This is a genomic window from Roseivirga thermotolerans (assembly GCF_014653175.1).
Lineage (GTDB): Bacteria > Bacteroidota > Bacteroidia > Cytophagales > Cyclobacteriaceae > Roseivirga > Roseivirga thermotolerans.
In genome coordinates, this window is record NZ_BNAG01000003.1 from 600,052 (window position 1) to 614,136 (window position 14,085).

At 44.1% G+C, this 14,085-nt stretch carries 12 protein-coding genes; 7 read left to right on the top strand and 5 right to left on the bottom strand.

Features of this window, described 5'->3' with window-relative positions; translation table 11 throughout:
• Position 1 precedes the first annotated feature (1 nt).
• Entirely contained in the window at positions 2 to 1,366 is a 1,365-nt protein-coding gene (locus IE164_RS12630; protein ID WP_189630592.1) for a DUF5723 family protein, read from the top strand.
• On the opposite strand, the gene IE164_RS12635 is transcribed toward IE164_RS12630, so the two are convergent.
• Positions 1,361 to 3,670: an efflux RND transporter permease subunit gene (locus IE164_RS12635; protein WP_189630593.1), complete on the bottom strand. Its 2,310-nt coding sequence runs from the start codon at positions 3,668 to 3,670 to the stop codon at positions 1,361 to 1,363. The genes IE164_RS12630 and IE164_RS12635 overlap by 6 nt on opposite strands.
• 30 nt (positions 3,671 to 3,700) lie before the next feature.
• Here IE164_RS12635 and IE164_RS12640 point away from each other — a divergent pair, with 30 nt between their 5' ends.
• Complete coding sequence (locus IE164_RS12640) at positions 3,701 to 4,495, top strand: thymidylate synthase (protein ID WP_189630594.1); 795 nt, start codon at positions 3,701 to 3,703, stop codon at positions 4,493 to 4,495.
• Here IE164_RS12640 and IE164_RS12645 read toward each other — a convergent pair.
• Positions 4,473 to 5,303 (bottom strand): aminotransferase class IV, encoded by an 831-nt coding sequence (locus IE164_RS12645; protein ID WP_189630595.1) that lies wholly within the window; start codon positions 5,301 to 5,303, stop codon positions 4,473 to 4,475. The genes IE164_RS12640 and IE164_RS12645 overlap by 23 nt on opposite strands.
• Before the next feature lie 82 nt (positions 5,304 to 5,385).
• Here IE164_RS12645 and sdaAB point away from each other — a divergent pair, with 82 nt between their 5' ends.
• Genes sdaAB through IE164_RS12660 form a run of 3 tightly spaced genes read left to right on the top strand, consistent with a single transcriptional unit; the run spans position 5,386 to position 8,914 of the window.
• Positions 5,386 to 6,063, top strand: coding sequence for an L-serine ammonia-lyase, iron-sulfur-dependent subunit beta (gene sdaAB, locus IE164_RS12650; RefSeq protein ID WP_189630596.1), 678 nt, complete (start codon positions 5,386 to 5,388; stop codon positions 6,061 to 6,063).
• A gap of 9 nt (positions 6,064 to 6,072) precedes the next feature.
• Positions 6,073 to 7,527, top strand: a complete 1,455-nt coding sequence (locus tag IE164_RS12655) for a TolC family protein (RefSeq protein WP_189630597.1) — start codon at positions 6,073 to 6,075, stop codon at positions 7,525 to 7,527.
• A gap of 10 nt (positions 7,528 to 7,537) precedes the next feature.
• Positions 7,538 to 8,914 (top strand): efflux RND transporter periplasmic adaptor subunit, encoded by a 1,377-nt coding sequence (locus IE164_RS12660; RefSeq protein ID WP_189630598.1) that lies wholly within the window; start codon positions 7,538 to 7,540, stop codon positions 8,912 to 8,914.
• 91 nt (positions 8,915 to 9,005) lie between these two features.
• Here the strand turns inward: IE164_RS12660 and IE164_RS12665 are convergent, their stop codons facing one another.
• Genes IE164_RS12665 through accC form a run of 3 tightly spaced genes read right to left on the bottom strand, consistent with a single transcriptional unit; the run spans position 9,006 to position 12,352 of the window.
• Positions 9,006 to 9,587 carry a Maf-like protein gene (locus IE164_RS12665; RefSeq protein WP_189630599.1) on the bottom strand — a complete coding sequence of 194 codons (582 nt, stop codon included), beginning with the start codon at positions 9,585 to 9,587 and terminating at the stop codon, positions 9,006 to 9,008.
• Positions 9,550 to 10,854 (bottom strand): DUF1015 domain-containing protein, encoded by a 1,305-nt coding sequence (locus IE164_RS12670; protein ID WP_189630600.1) that lies wholly within the window; start codon positions 10,852 to 10,854, stop codon positions 9,550 to 9,552. The genes IE164_RS12665 and IE164_RS12670 overlap by 38 nt, the downstream gene beginning before the upstream one ends.
• A 1-nt stretch (position 10,855) precedes the next feature.
• Positions 10,856 to 12,352, bottom strand: a complete 1,497-nt coding sequence (gene accC, locus IE164_RS12675) for an acetyl-CoA carboxylase biotin carboxylase subunit (protein WP_189630601.1) — start codon at positions 12,350 to 12,352, stop codon at positions 10,856 to 10,858.
• Positions 12,353 to 12,509: 157 nt separating this feature from the next.
• Between accC and IE164_RS12680 the strand changes: the two genes are divergently transcribed.
• Both IE164_RS12680 and IE164_RS12685 read left to right on the top strand, forming a co-directional pair.
• A complete protein-coding gene (locus IE164_RS12680) occupies positions 12,510 to 13,760 on the top strand; it encodes an aminotransferase class I/II-fold pyridoxal phosphate-dependent enzyme (protein WP_189630602.1) in 1,251 nt (416 codons plus the stop codon).
• Positions 13,761 to 13,859: 99 nt separating this feature from the next.
• On the top strand, positions 13,860 to 14,033 hold the full coding sequence (locus IE164_RS12685; protein ID WP_189630603.1) for a BF3379 family histone-like protein: 174 nt from the start codon (positions 13,860 to 13,862) through the stop codon (positions 14,031 to 14,033).
• The last annotated feature ends 52 nt before the right edge of the window (positions 14,034 to 14,085 follow it).

Here is a 14,085-nt window from a genome sequence, read left to right on the forward strand (position 1 = left end):
GATGAAGAAGCTCACTCTAACCCTTATTGCTCTTTTGGTTGCCGTTCAGGTTTCGGCTCAAGGTTTTTTGTCCTTCTATCAATTGCGCGATATAGTGCCACAAAGCAGTAATTTTCAACCTGCCTTTATCCCCAACAATAGTTTCACTTTTGGGCTTCCCGCCAATTTGGGAGTTACCGTTCAGGGCGATCTGCGCCTGGAAGAGCTTTTGTATAAGGCCCCCGGACAAAGTGATTTCACCGTCAACTTCGATGTTATGAATGGTGTAGCACTTACCACCAACCACGTGAATGTGCAGACCGATATTAATTTGATGCACCTTGCGTTTAAAACAAAGCAAGGCGGTTTTTCTGTGTTTGCCAACATAAGGGCCAATGTGGATCTTATTTACAACAAAGATTTAATTGAATTTTTGGCCAATGGTAACTCAACAAGAATAGGAGGTACTTTGGACTTTTCAGGTAGCCGGGCTCGTATTGATGGATACCATGAAGTGGGTATTGGCTATGCCAGACGCTTTCTGGACGATAAACTAACGGTTGGTGGCCGAATAAAAATGGTAACCGGAATGTTTCATGGCTCAATACAAGAGAATGCCACCCTAACCCTTACTACCGATGAAACCGACTATAGCTGGCACGTAGAAGTACAGAATGGAACGGTTAATACAGCAGGGTTCGATATGTTCGGAGATTCTGATGACTACTCTGATAGTGAAAGAATGCAGTATCTCATGTCTAATGGCAACCAAACCGTGGCCTTCGACTTTGGCGTGCGTTACCAGCCGCTGAAATGGCTGGAGGTAGAAGCGGCCGTAAACGACATCGGAAAAATTAAGTGGACAGAACAGGCCAAGAATTATAATACAGAGGATGCCTCATTTACTTTTTCGGGAATTGATTTACGCGATATGGAAGATCCGGAACAGGCCATTCAGGATAGTATAGTAAATAAGTTTACCTCTAACGAAACCAGAGAACCCTTTGAAACAACTATGGCTAAGCGTGTTTATCTGACAGCCTCTGCTTACCTGACTCCCAACGATCGATTCTCCATAACCTATTTCAAGCGCGATGCACTGTCTGGTATGCGGCCCAACTATGCCGTTTCTTTCAATCACAAGTTCGACAAGTTTGTGGTGGGTATTTTAGGAAGCTATAGAGGGGCCAATAATGAATATAATTTTGGAGCCAATTTGGGCACCAACATTGGACCGGTTCAGCTATACCTGGCTATGGATAACGCTCTGGTTACTAACAGGCCGGAACAATACAGTAAGGCCGACATCCGATTTGGTCTCAACCTTATGTTCGGTTACAAAAAATGGATCAAGAAGTCCGATATTGTCGATTTGGACAAGCTATAGTTTTTTGCGGCCAATGCGCCTGAGTATAATTGGCAAAATGGTGAGGTCGAATAGTACGGCCAATAGAGCTGCAAGCACTATGAAAAAGCCCAGATAAAATGCGGCAGAAAAGCCTGAGGCAAGAAAGACGGCAAAACCCAGGGCAATAACTATTGAAGTAACCACAATGCTCTTACCCGTTTTTACGAAGGTGTTTTTAACCGCCTGTGATTGCTCTGAGCCTTGTCTTTCTTGTTGAAAACGTGCTATAAAATGTATGCTGTCGTCTACGGCTATGCCAAGGGCCACGGTAAAAATTATGGCAGTTGAAATATTTAGGTCTATGGCCAGCAGCCCCATACTACCAAACAGCAGGCAAATGGGAAGTACATTAGGTATTAGAGCTATGAATGCCAGCAACCAGCTTCGGAAGGCCAGGAGCACAAATATACCAATACAGAGTAAGGCAAAGCCCAAACCTTTAATCAGCGAGCGTACAACGTAACTATCCGTTTTGTCAATAAGGTAAGAGGCTCCGGTAAGTTTGGCCTCGAGCCCATTCCCGTTTATTTGAGAAGCTAAAAACACATTTAGGCTGTCGTTTAGAGGGTGGTAATGAGCGCTTCCAAGGTCTTTGGTTCTTCCTACCATGCGAATCATTTTCCCGTTAATTGACTGTACGTTATTTCGTAAGGTGCGCAGTCGAGGGGAGTAGTAATAACGCCTTACTTTATCCAGATCATCGGTTTGTGGCAAGGTGGCATACTTACGGGCTCCACCGTAGAGCCCTGCATTTATTTCGCGAATAAGCGAAAGAGGAGATTGCACATGGGCCACTCCATATTTTTGTTGCAGATAGTTTTCAATGCGCCCCATCTTTTCCACTACTTCTGGTGAAAAAAGATCAGCATTGTCGGAGAGCTTTATGCCCAGTTCAAAAGGTTTGTAACCATCATAGTTTTTGTCGAAATAGGCTACTTTTTCAAGTTCCGGCTCGTTGCGTTGCAGCCCCACAATCAGGCTGGTGGAGAGCTCAAGTTTAGAAATGCCCCAAACCGAAGCAAGGCAGAGCAGGAGCGTGCCGGCAACAATAAACCGGGGCCGTTGTAGAATTTGCCTGTGAAGGTTGTAAAGTGTGCGTTCCCACGAAAAACCAAATGCCGATGTGTTTTGAACGGTAGACGGATAAAAATAAAGGAGGGCCGGAAGACTAAGGAATGTAACCACAAAAGCCAGTAGCACACCCGCTGCCGTAAGTAAGCCAAACTCCTTGATGGGAGTTATGGGTAAAAAGAGCAGGCCAAGAAAGCCCGTTGCGGTGGTAGCGGAAGTTAAAAAAGTAGCCTTTCCAATGGTTTTTACAGCCAATCGTATGGCCTCTTGCTTGGGTAGAGCCTGTAACTTTAACTCGTCATATTTATGAACGAAATGAATGACATCCGAAAGAGCCACAACCAATAAAATGGGCGGAATCATCACCACCATCACATCAATAGGTTTGTTTAGCCAGGCCATTAGCCCCATGGTCCAGATCAGTGTGATGAGCAAAACAACGAGTGGAAGTATCAGTCCTTTCCAGCTTCTGAATAACAGAAAGAGAATCAGTACAATAACCAATAGCCCTAAACCCAAAAGACGGGATAGCTCCTTTTCCAACTTTAAGGTAAAATCGTATTGCATTTGAATTTTTCCGGAGATGACGAAGTCTTCCAGTCCGGCAGAAGAAAAATGATCAGACAGTTGAAGGTAAAAGGCATCGGCATCTGGCTTTGCCTCAAAGGTTTCATGTTCCAACCATAAAAGTACCGAACCATCTTCTCTACCAAAGTAGTTGCCCAGCATTCCTAAAGAGTCTAGAACAGACGGTGTAAAACGGTTTATTTTGGGCAGCAATGGATAGGTGTTGATGCCAAAGGGAGTAATTTGTATGCCTTTCAGGTCTAAGGCGCTTTCTATACGTTTTACCTCGGGCCACTGATCAAGGGTTTGTTTATGGAGTTCAACACTATCGAGGAACGGTTGGGTGAGGCCTTCCTTGTTTTTTAGCACCACAAACAGAAAATCGTTGAATTGCCCAAACTCGTCAATGAACTCATTGTAATAGGCAAGGTCATCATCACCCTCGGGGAAAAAACTATTGAAGCTATAGTTGAACCGAAGGTCATTGAGTTTAGTACCAAAAAACAGGGTGATGGCCAACAGAATGAATAAGTGCCAGCGCGCTTTGGAGGTGTTAAGATAAAAGCAGGTGGTTAAAAAAACTTCCCAGCCATTTTCCTTGTGATCTGACTTCGGTTTACCCACATTTTCCGTTAATTTGTTCACTAGTTCAAATCTAAAAATACCCTACAGAAAATGAGGCAATACCACGAATTGTTGAGACATATTTTGGAGAATGGAGTGGACAAGGGCGATAGAACCGGCACTGGTACCCGAAGCGTGTTTGGGTATCAGATGCGATTCGATTTGTCCGAAGGCTTTCCGGTGGTAACGACTAAAAAACTCCATCTGCGGTCTATTATTCATGAATTGCTTTGGTTTCTAAAAGGAGATACGAACATTAAGTACCTGAAAGATCATGGGGTGCGAATATGGGATGAATGGGCAGATGAGAATGGTGACCTAGGGCCTGTTTATGGCTACCAATGGCGGCATTGGCCCGATGGCAAAGGAGGTACAATTGACCAGATTACCAAAGTGGTTGAAAGCATTAAAAATAACCCTAATTCGCGCAGGCATATTGTGAGTGCCTGGAATGTGGCCGATGTAGATCATATGGCTCTGCCTCCCTGTCATACCATGTTTCAATTCTACGTGGCCAATGGTAAGCTCAGCTGTCAGCTTTACCAACGGTCGGCCGATGTCTTTTTAGGGGTTCCTTTCAACATAGCCTCCTATGCCTTACTCGTGTTAATGATAGCGCAGGTTTGTGATCTGGAGCCGGGCGAGTTTGTTCACACTTTTGGCGATGCTCACCTCTATTCCAATCACTTCGATCAGGCCAGGTTACAGTTAACAAGAGACTTTAGGCCTCTGCCAACAATGAAACTGAATCCTGAAGTGAAGGATCTGTTTTCATTTACCTATGAGGATTTTGAACTAATAGGTTACGATCCGCATCCGCATATTAAGGCCGAAGTAGCTGTGTAAGTATTGGCTTTAAAAAAGCCAGAGGGTTCTCTTTCCTTTGAGTACTATTCATAAAGTGAGAATAATACCTGATGCCCGATGCATTGGTAGTGAAAATACATTGTGCTGTTGGGAGTACCTCAGGGTTGGCTTTTACCTCATTCACTACCATGTCGGCCTTTTCGGCTTTTTCAAGCACAGCCCTTCGCATAATACCTTCTATACAGCCGGTGTCTAAAGAAGGAGTAAATAGCTCACCATTGGTTACCCAAAACAAGTTGGCCATGCTGGCTTCTGCCAGGTGTCCTTCGGTACTTAGTAACACAATCTCATCCCATTCATTTTCTGCCCTTTCTTTTCCTGCCAGTACATAGTCTATGGCATTTGTTCTTTTGGCAAAGGAGTAGAGGGTATGCCGGGTGGTAATGGTTTGGCTCAAGCCAATAGTGCCTAGGCCTTCAAAAAAAGGTTTGTGAGAGGGCTTGCACTCCAACAGAAAGCTGCAGCTGTTTTGCTCCGGGGCATACAGTCCGCCTTCATTTCTCCATACTATGAGCTTGGTTCGTGTGGTGCCTTTAACAGCATTCTCTTTGCACAATTGCTCAATACTGTCGCGCACATAGTTGGGGGTCAACACTTCAGGAGCCTTCATGCCGTAGACCGCGGAGGCACGCAACAGCCTTTCCAAATGCCAATCAATTAAATCAATTCTGTCCGGGCCTGTAACAATCGTTTCGAATAGGCCGTCTCCATAACAAAATGCACGATTGCTTGTTAAAATCAGCGGTTTGGAAGTGTCAATAATTCGGGAGTTAAATATTGCTTTCATGGAGGGTATTCACCTTTCAAACATAATCGAAAATCAAGTAGGGCATATTTATCTAATATTGAAAACATAATTTGGATGATCTATGGCAGAGCAAAGTAGTGTGTTTGATATGATTGGTCCTGTAATGATAGGCCCCTCCAGTTCTCACACCGCTGGAGTTGTTAGAATAGGGCGTGTAGCCCGCAAGATTTTAGGTAAGGCTCCTGAAACTGCCGACATAACGTTTTACAATTCTTTTGCCAGAACCTATGAAGGCCATGGCTCTGACCGTGCAATTATTGCCGGACTAATGGATTTTAAAACAGACGATGACCGGATTAAAACCGCCCTCGACCTGGCCAAAGAAGCTGGCTTTCAGTACAAGTTTAAGTCGGTAGGCAATGCATCTGTTATGCATCCAAATACGGTTAAGGTGGTAGCTACCAGTGGAGACCGCACCATTGAGGTGGTGGGTGAGAGCCGTGGTGGCGGGGTGATAAAAATTGGCAGTGTAAACGGTTTTGGAGTAGGGTTCAATGCCAACCTGAGTACAATGATTATAATGGCAGCCGATAAAAAAGGAGCTATTGCCTTTATTGCCACAGTTTTAGCCAATGAAGATTGCAACATTGCCTCCATGGCGGTTAACCGAAAAGGTAAGAACGACCGAGCCTGTCACGTGATAGAAATGGATTCTAAACCCTCGCAGGTAACCATCGATTTTCTGAAACATTTGAGCTGGATAAATGAGGTCATATTTATTCCGGATATAGATTTTTAAATACAAATCATGAAGTTGAAAAAAACAATAATTTTTGGGCTGGGAATGCTCCTGAGCTTTCACCTGGCTCAAAGTCAGGAAGGTCAAACAACTTTCACTCTGGAAGAGTGTATTAATTACGCCTGGGAAAACAACCTGAGCGTAAGAAGCAATCAACTAAACCAATTGGGCAATGAAATAGCCCTGAAGCAATCCAGATTTGCCCTGTTGCCAAGCGTAAGTGCCAACGGAAGCGTGGGTAAATCGTTCGGTAGAAGTATTGATCCGGTATCTAACTCCTTTGTGAGTCAGGATTTCACTACCGGAGGTCTCTCTGCTAGTTCGTCTGTGGTACTCTACAGCGGAGGAGCTCTTAGAAATACCATTAAAAGAAATGAGCTGAATCTGGAAGCCAGCGGATTAGACCTTGAAAAAGCTAAGAACGACATAGGCTTGCAGGTGGCGACTAACTTTCTAAACGTACTGCTCAATCAGGAACAACTGCAAAATGCAAGGTACCAGCGAGAGGCTACAGCCGCACAATTAGATCGTACAACCAAATTGGTGCAGGCGGGCTCTCTGCCCATTACCAATCAGCTCGATTTAGAGTCTCAGTTGGCTTCTAACGAAGTTCAGGTAGTGAATGCCGAAAACGCTTTGAACCTGGCTATGCTTAATTTGAAGCAGGCCATGCAGATGCCAGCAGAGGTAAACCTTCAGTTGGAGGCACCAACCCTGGAGATTGAATCAGTTAGGCTGGCTATGAGCAACCCTTCTAAGATTTATGAAATAGCGCTAGACAATCAACCCGATGTAAAGAGTGCCGAACTGGGAATACAGAGCAGTGATATGGATGTAAAAATTTCTAAAGGAGCTTTCCTGCCCACCTTGTCATTGAGCGGTAGTATTTCTACCAACTATTCCGATCAGGCAAGGCAGCTTACCGGTACACAAGAGGTTGTTGTGCCTGCCCAGGAAATTGGCTTTGTGCAAGGGACCAACGAGACCGTTTTTTCCAATCCAAGAACGCAAACCGTGCCCGTATTTTCTGATTCATACAGGTTTACTGACCAGTTTAATGATAACCTGGGGCAATCTGTTCGGGTAAACCTGAGCATCCCTATCTTCAACCGTTATGGAAATACCGCCAACCTACAGCGTGCAGAGATTAATAAGCAGCGTGCAGAAATTCAGGCCCAAACGGTGAAAAATACACTGAGACAAAACATTGAGTCGGCTTATAACACGGCTTTGGCCGCTTTGAAGTCTTACGAAGCTTCTCAAAAGCGAGTAGCGGCCCTCGAAGAATCATTCCGGGCCACTGAGCAAAGGTACAATGCAGGTAGTGCCAATTTTGTGGACTATCAGGTGGCCAACAACAACTTATTTGCAGCCAGAACTGACCTTGTTCGGGCCAAGTACGAATACATATTCCGTGCAAAAATTTTAGACTTTTATTTGGGTAACCCAATCACTTTAGATTAAGAACAACAACATGGCTAAGAAGAAAAAAGGATCGAATCGAATTGTCTGGATACTACTGATAGCAGTAGCTGCCATTATGATATTTGCTATTGTAGGTAAGCAAGCAGGCTTTATTGGTGGTGCGAAAACCTTGTCTGTAGAAATGGCAAAGGTAAGCCGTAACACCATTATAGAAAAAGTTACTGCTTCGGGCGTGGTTCAGCCAGTAACAGAAATTATCATAAGCCCCGATGTTGCAGGGGAAATTATAGAATTGAATGTAGAAGAAGGAGACTTTGTCAATGAAGGCATGGTGCTGGTTAAAATCAGACCTGATAACTTACAGTCAGCCTTAGATAGAGCTCAGGCCAACCTTAACCAACAATTGGCCAACCTAGCCTCTGCCAAGGCCAACAAGGCCCGCAGCGAGGCACAGCTCACTCAGGCAGAACTTGCTTTCAAAAGGGCAGAGCAATTGAGAAAAGAGAATGTGATTTCAGATGCCGATTTTGAAACGGCTCAGTCTAACTATCTCACGGCCAAGTATAACCTGGAGGCGGCAGAAGAAAGCGTGAAGGCAGCCGAATACATTATCAAATCGAGCCAAGCCACAGTTGATGAAGCTAAGGAAAACGTGAGGCTCACGGTGGTTACGGCTCCTGCCAGTGGTACAATTTCTAAACTCAACGTAGAGAAGGGAGAGCGTGTGGTAGGTACTCAGCAAATGGCCGGTACAGAAATGATGCGTCTGGCAGACCTTAACCAAATGCAGGTTGAAGTAGATGTAAACGAGAATGACATTATTCGAGTGAGTGTGGGTGATACCTCAATTATTGATGTGGATTCTTACTCTCAGATGGATAAAAAGTTTAAGGGTATAGTCACTCAAATTGCAAACACGGCTAATCCAAAAGCTTCGGCCGATGCGGTTACAGAGTTCAAAGTAGAAATAAGAATTCTCAACGAGAGTTTTACCGACCTGCTATCGGAAATTAATGGTCCTTCACCTTTCCGTCCGGGTATGACAGCCAGTGTTGAGATTATCACTACAACCAAGCAGAATGTACTTTCAGTGCCCTTAGCGGCTGTAACTACCCGTAATCCTAACCTCAAAGGAGCCAACGGAGAAAATGATAATGAGACAACAGCTACACCGGCCTCTAACCGACTGGCCAGTGAAGACAACCTCAAAGAAGTTGTTTTTGTAAATGAAGGGGGAGTGGCTAAAATGGTAGAGGTAACAACCGGCATTAGCGACTTCGACAATATTGAGATACTATCCGGTTTAGATGAAGGTCAGGAGGTTATTTCAGGGCCATTCTTTGTAGTGTCTAAGCGATTGAAGGATGGGGATTTGGTAGAAAAAATGCAAGCCAAAAAGCCGGCTGCTGCTCCTGCAACGAACTAATTAATACAGACTCATAATTATCAATTAAGAAGCACTCCTAAAGGGGTGCTTTTTTGTTGAATACGGATGACCAAAAGTTTTGCAGATAAGGTTAGACCTGCGAAGTGAATGACCTTAGCGTTTTGTATAGCCTATGAAGCGGCAGCCCCATCACATTGTAATAGTCGCCCTCAATTTTATGTATACCAATCATGCCAATCCATTCCTGAATGCCATAGGCTCCTGCTTTATCGAAAGGCTTATAAAGGTCTATGTAATGGTCTATTTCAGCGGCTTCGAGAACATCGAAGTAGACCAATGTACTTTCTGAAAATGAGGTGATTTTATTTTGGGTTTTGAGACATACGGCTGTGATTACCTGGTGACTATTGCCGGAAAGAGCCTGCAGCATGGTTTTGGCATCATCTCGGTTGGCCGGTTTAGCCAACGCCCTGCCATCGCATATCACAACCGTATCGGAAGTAATAACCAATTCTGAGTCTAGTAGGTCATCAAAAGCTTCGGCCTTCTTTCTGGCAATGAACTCTGCCATTTGGGTGGCTTCCAGATGAGTAGGGAATGTTTCGTCAACAGGCCTAACCCGAACTTCGAAGTCAAGCCCCAGGTTCTTTAGTAGCTCCTGCCTTCTGGGAGATTTACTCCCAAGGATTAAACGGTAGGGTAAATTCATCATCCTTTATAGATCCGAATAAATAGCCACAAATCACTTTTGGGTAAAAATATGTCGATTTTTGAGGTAATGTATAACCGGAATGACATACCTCCCTTACCGTGTCCATGCTTATTTCTTTGGTTATGATGGCAAACTGGGCTTCGTTGCGAATGGTTTTGCTCAGGCAGGTGGCGAAATTTCTTTCGAAAGAAATGTTTCTGGATTTTCGCTGGTCTTTGCCTTTTATACCAAGTGCTTTCTCTATGATGAAGTAGTGCATCACGGTAAGATCCAGCCGCTTTACAACCTCTGGGAAATTCCACTCCATTGCATCCAGTGCTTCAGGCTTCAGTCGTACTTTAAAGGTTTCATCTTTAAAAAGAAGACCAAAAGCCCATTGCTTACCCAGAATTATCTCCGTAATGTCATACGGGTTTTCTATAGGGCGAATGAAGAAATAAGGCTCCAGCTTCTTCATAAACTCCTCTCGGCTAAAATCGTTAATGCCGTTTATGAGTCGGTGAGTCGGCAGAATGCGAAGATCATCAGCCTCGCCATTGGTGAGGTACATAAGGTGAAAATTAAAGCCTTCATGTCCTCCGGATCCTTGTTTTTCTACCATCTCCTGCCTGTACTGTATGGAGCTCTCCAGGCGGTGATGACCATCGGCAAGAATGATTTTCTCAGGGCCTAGTTTGTCGATGAACTTTTGAATAATGTTTCGATCGTGGATCACTGAAAGTACATCTTTTACTCCTTGGTAGTCTTCCGTTTCATAAATAGGGTTTAGCTGGCTTTCATCCATGTATTGCTCCAGCTCAAAGTCAGGATCGAAGTATAGACCGTGAGTAGGACTAACGTTCAGTTCTGTTGCTTTCAATACTTCCACACGATCGGCTACCGAGTGAGGGATGGTGTTTTCATGCCTTAAAATAACGGAGTCAGGTTTTCCCCAATCAGTGGCTTCTATGAAGCTAACGAACCCCTTTCTTACGTAATTTTTATCGCTTCCCGGTAGGGCAAAATGCTGGTAATACACATAAATTCCGGGAATTGGGTCTTGCTCAATTATTCCTTTCTCTTTCCACTGGGTAATGGTATGCCGTGCTTCTAGCGGACTTTCCGAGTTCAATGGAACGCTCAGGTGTATGCTGTTGTAAGGTATAGCATATAGAGCGTCTCGCTGTTTTTCGGAAATCACATCGAACAGCGGAGAGGTTAGCTCATCTATAGTACGAGATAGCTCCTTGTTGTATCTCCATGCCCTAAAGGGTAGAATTTTCGCCATACTATTGCTTTGCTCTCAACTTCCATTTACTCAACTGTCCGCTCGCATCGGCACGGTTGGTAGCTTTTTTCTTTTCTTCAAGGGCATAGGCAGCCAGAGCAATGGCAATGGTTTCTTCCTCTTCATTATGAGCATCAAGATACTCCGGTTTAAAGTGATTTTGAACAAACTTTGTATCGAAGTCTCCGCTGATAAAGGCATCGTGCTTCAGGGCAAAGGAGCAGAAGTCGAGCGTGGTGCTAATGCCTGTGATTTCGTATTCATTGATGGCTCTGAGCATTCTCATTCTGGCTTGTTCCCGGTTTTCACCCGTGGCCACAAGTTTGGCAATCATAGGGTCGTAATAGATCGGAATATCCATGCCTTCTTCAAAGCCATCATCTACACGGATTCCCGGCCCCTGGGGTATCTTATAGGTTTCAAGACGGCCGGTTTCGGGAAGAAAATTCTCTTTGGGATTTTCAGCATATACCCGTACTTCAATGGAGTGTCCTTTAATCTTCAAGTCTTCCTGGCTGAAGCTTAGCGGGTGTCCTTCGGCAATCCGTATTTGCTCTTTTACCAGATCAATGCCTGTTATTTCTTCGGTCACAGGATGTTCTACTTGTAAACGCGTATTCATTTCCAGAAAGAAGAAGTCGAGATTCTCATCTACGATAAACTCTACCGTTCCTGCACCGTAGTAGTCGCATGCTTTTGCCACACCAATGGCTGCTTCTCCCATAGCTTTTCTTAATTCGGGAGTTAACACGGATGAAGGGGCTTCTTCAATTACTTTTTGGTGTCTGCGTTGTATAGAGCATTCTCTTTCGAAAAGGTATACCAGGTTGCCATGCTGATCGCCCAGCACCTGAATTTCTATGTGCCGAGGTGAACCGATGTACTTTTCAATAAAGACAGATTTATCTCCGAAAGCCGATTCGGCTTCGCTCATGGCACGCTGCATTTGCTCCTGAATATCCTCAGGCCGCTCTACCACACGCATGCCTTTTCCTCCGCCTCCGGCACTGGCCTTAATGAGTACGGGGTATCCAATATCTTCAGCAATTTTTCGGGCTTCGGCCAAGTCTGTAACGGCATGGTTTACCCCAGGAATCATGGGCACGTTGTATGCTTTAACAGCATTTTTTGCGGCAAGTTTATCGCCCATTACTTCTATAGCGTGTGTAGAAGGGCCAATGAAAATAATTCCTTTTTCGGCCACCTTTTTGGCAAATGTGGCATTTTCAGAGAGGAAACCATAGCCGGGGTGAATAGCATCTACGTTTAATTCAAGGCAGATGTCTATGATTCTATCCATCTTAAGGTATGACTGATTGGATGGAGCCGGCCCAACGTTTACGGCTTCATCGGCATAGCGCACGTGTGGTGAATGAACGTCTGCATCGCTGTAAATGGCCACGGTTTTGATGCCCATTTCGCGGGCAGTTCTCATTACACGGATGGCAATCTCGCCTCGGTTGGCCACTAAGATCTTCTTAATTTTACTTTCTGACATAGGCTCAAATTCTCGCTTGCAATGCTAATTAATAATATTGGTTTTGAGAACCAATCAGTCTTTTATATGTGTCTCTATTTTTGATAAATGGTTATTATAGTATTACCTTTGCGTCTTCTTTGAATAAGTGAGAATCGACTATTAAAGCACTAAGGCGTTGGATTTATTTGAAAAATTATTGTCTAATCAAGGCCCACTAGGCAAGCATTCAGACGTATCAGAAGGGTATTTCATGTTCCCAAAACTAGAAGGAGAGATAGCTCCAAGAATGAAGTTCATGGGAAAAGAAGTATTGACCTGGAGTTTAAACAATTACCTGGGTTTAGGTAATCACCCCGAAGTAAGAGAGGTTGATGCTCAGGCAGCTGCTGACTGGGGAATGGCATACCCGATGGGAGCCAGAATGATGTCTGGTAATACCAGTTATCATGAGCAACTCGAGCAGGAATTGGCCGAGTTTGTAATGAAAGAGTCGGCTTACTTGCTTAACTATGGCTACCAAGGAGTTTTGTCTATTATAGATGCTCTGGTAGACCGTAAAGATGTAATAGTGTATGATGCAGAGTCTCATGCCTGTATCATCGATGGAGTGAGGCTTCATATGGGCAAACGTTTTGTTTTCCCTCATAACGATATTCAGAACCTTGCCAAGCAGTTGGAAAGGGCTACAAAAATTACCAAAGAAACCGGTGGAGGTATTTTGGTAATAACCGAAGGGGTTTTCGGAATGACCGGTAACCTGGGTAAGGTAAAGGAAATTGCCGAGCTGAAGAGCCAGTTTAATTTTAGGCTTTTGGTAGATGATGCACATGGTTTTGGAACTATGGGGGCTACCGGAGCCGGCTCAGGCGAACACTTGGGTTGTCAGGATGAAATAGACCTTTACTTCTCTACTTTTGCCAAGTCTATGGCGGCTATTGGTGCCTTTGTGGCTGGAGACAAGGAGATCATTAAGTTCCTTAAGTATAACATGAGATCTCAGATTTTTGCCAAGTCTTTACCAATGCCCTTTGTCATTGGCGGTCTTAAAAGGCTCTCTATGTTGCGCGATAATCCGGAGCATAAGAACAAGCTTTGGACGATTGTTGATGCTCTCCAAAGTGGCTTGAAAGAGAAAGGCTTTAGTATTGGTACAACAGAATCTCCGGTTACTCCTGTGGTATTGAACGGTACAGTAGGAGAGGCTGCAGCACTGAGCAAAGACCTGAGAGAGAACTTCAATATTTTCTGTTCGGTGGTTATTTATCCGGTGGTACCTAAGGGTATGATCATACTTCGTCTTATACCTACGGCATCGCACTCTTTGGAGGATGTTGAGGAGACCATCGCAGCCTTTGAAGCAATTAAAGGAAAACTTACATCAGGGGAGTATAGAAAAGAAGAGTTGGCCCTCGCCTTTGGTGAGTAAAACTCAAAAAAAAGTGCCTCTATTGTTGTGAATAGAGTATTTTGCTTTATATTGCTCTGAATTAAACAATATTATCAACAACCTTAAAACACGATAAATATGAGTCAATTTGCCAAAGTAAAAGCATTAGTAGATTCACTTGAGGATGATTTCGCAAAATTCTATGACAAAGGTAACCAGGCTGCTGGTACTAGAGTTAGAAAAGGAATGCAAGAGCTTAAGAACCTAGCTCAGGAAATCAGAATCGATGTTCAAAACATCAAGAATAGCTAATACGGAAACCGTATTTATATAAAGAGGCCAATCAATTGCTTGATTGGCTTTT

Coding starts and splice junctions, on each gene's coding strand:
- IE164_RS12630 (WP_189630592.1), top strand. CDS start 2: ATGAAGAAGCTCACTCTAACCCTTATTGCTCTTTTGGTTGCCGTTCAG.
- IE164_RS12640 (WP_189630594.1), top strand. CDS start 3,701: ATGAGGCAATACCACGAATTGTTGAGACATATTTTGGAGAATGGAGTG.
- IE164_RS12645 (WP_189630595.1), bottom strand. CDS start 5,303: ATGAAAGCAATATTTAACTCCCGAATTATTGACACTTCCAAACCGCTG.
- sdaAB (WP_189630596.1), top strand. CDS start 5,386: ATGGCAGAGCAAAGTAGTGTGTTTGATATGATTGGTCCTGTAATGATA.
- IE164_RS12655 (WP_189630597.1), top strand. CDS start 6,073: ATGAAGTTGAAAAAAACAATAATTTTTGGGCTGGGAATGCTCCTGAGC.
- IE164_RS12660 (WP_189630598.1), top strand. CDS start 7,538: ATGGCTAAGAAGAAAAAAGGATCGAATCGAATTGTCTGGATACTACTG.
- IE164_RS12665 (WP_189630599.1), bottom strand. CDS start 9,587: ATGATGAATTTACCCTACCGTTTAATCCTTGGGAGTAAATCTCCCAGA.
- IE164_RS12670 (WP_189630600.1), bottom strand. CDS start 10,854: ATGGCGAAAATTCTACCCTTTAGGGCATGGAGATACAACAAGGAGCTA.
- accC (WP_189630601.1), bottom strand. CDS start 12,352: ATGTCAGAAAGTAAAATTAAGAAGATCTTAGTGGCCAACCGAGGCGAG.
- IE164_RS12685 (WP_189630603.1), top strand. CDS start 13,860: ATGAGTCAATTTGCCAAAGTAAAAGCATTAGTAGATTCACTTGAGGAT.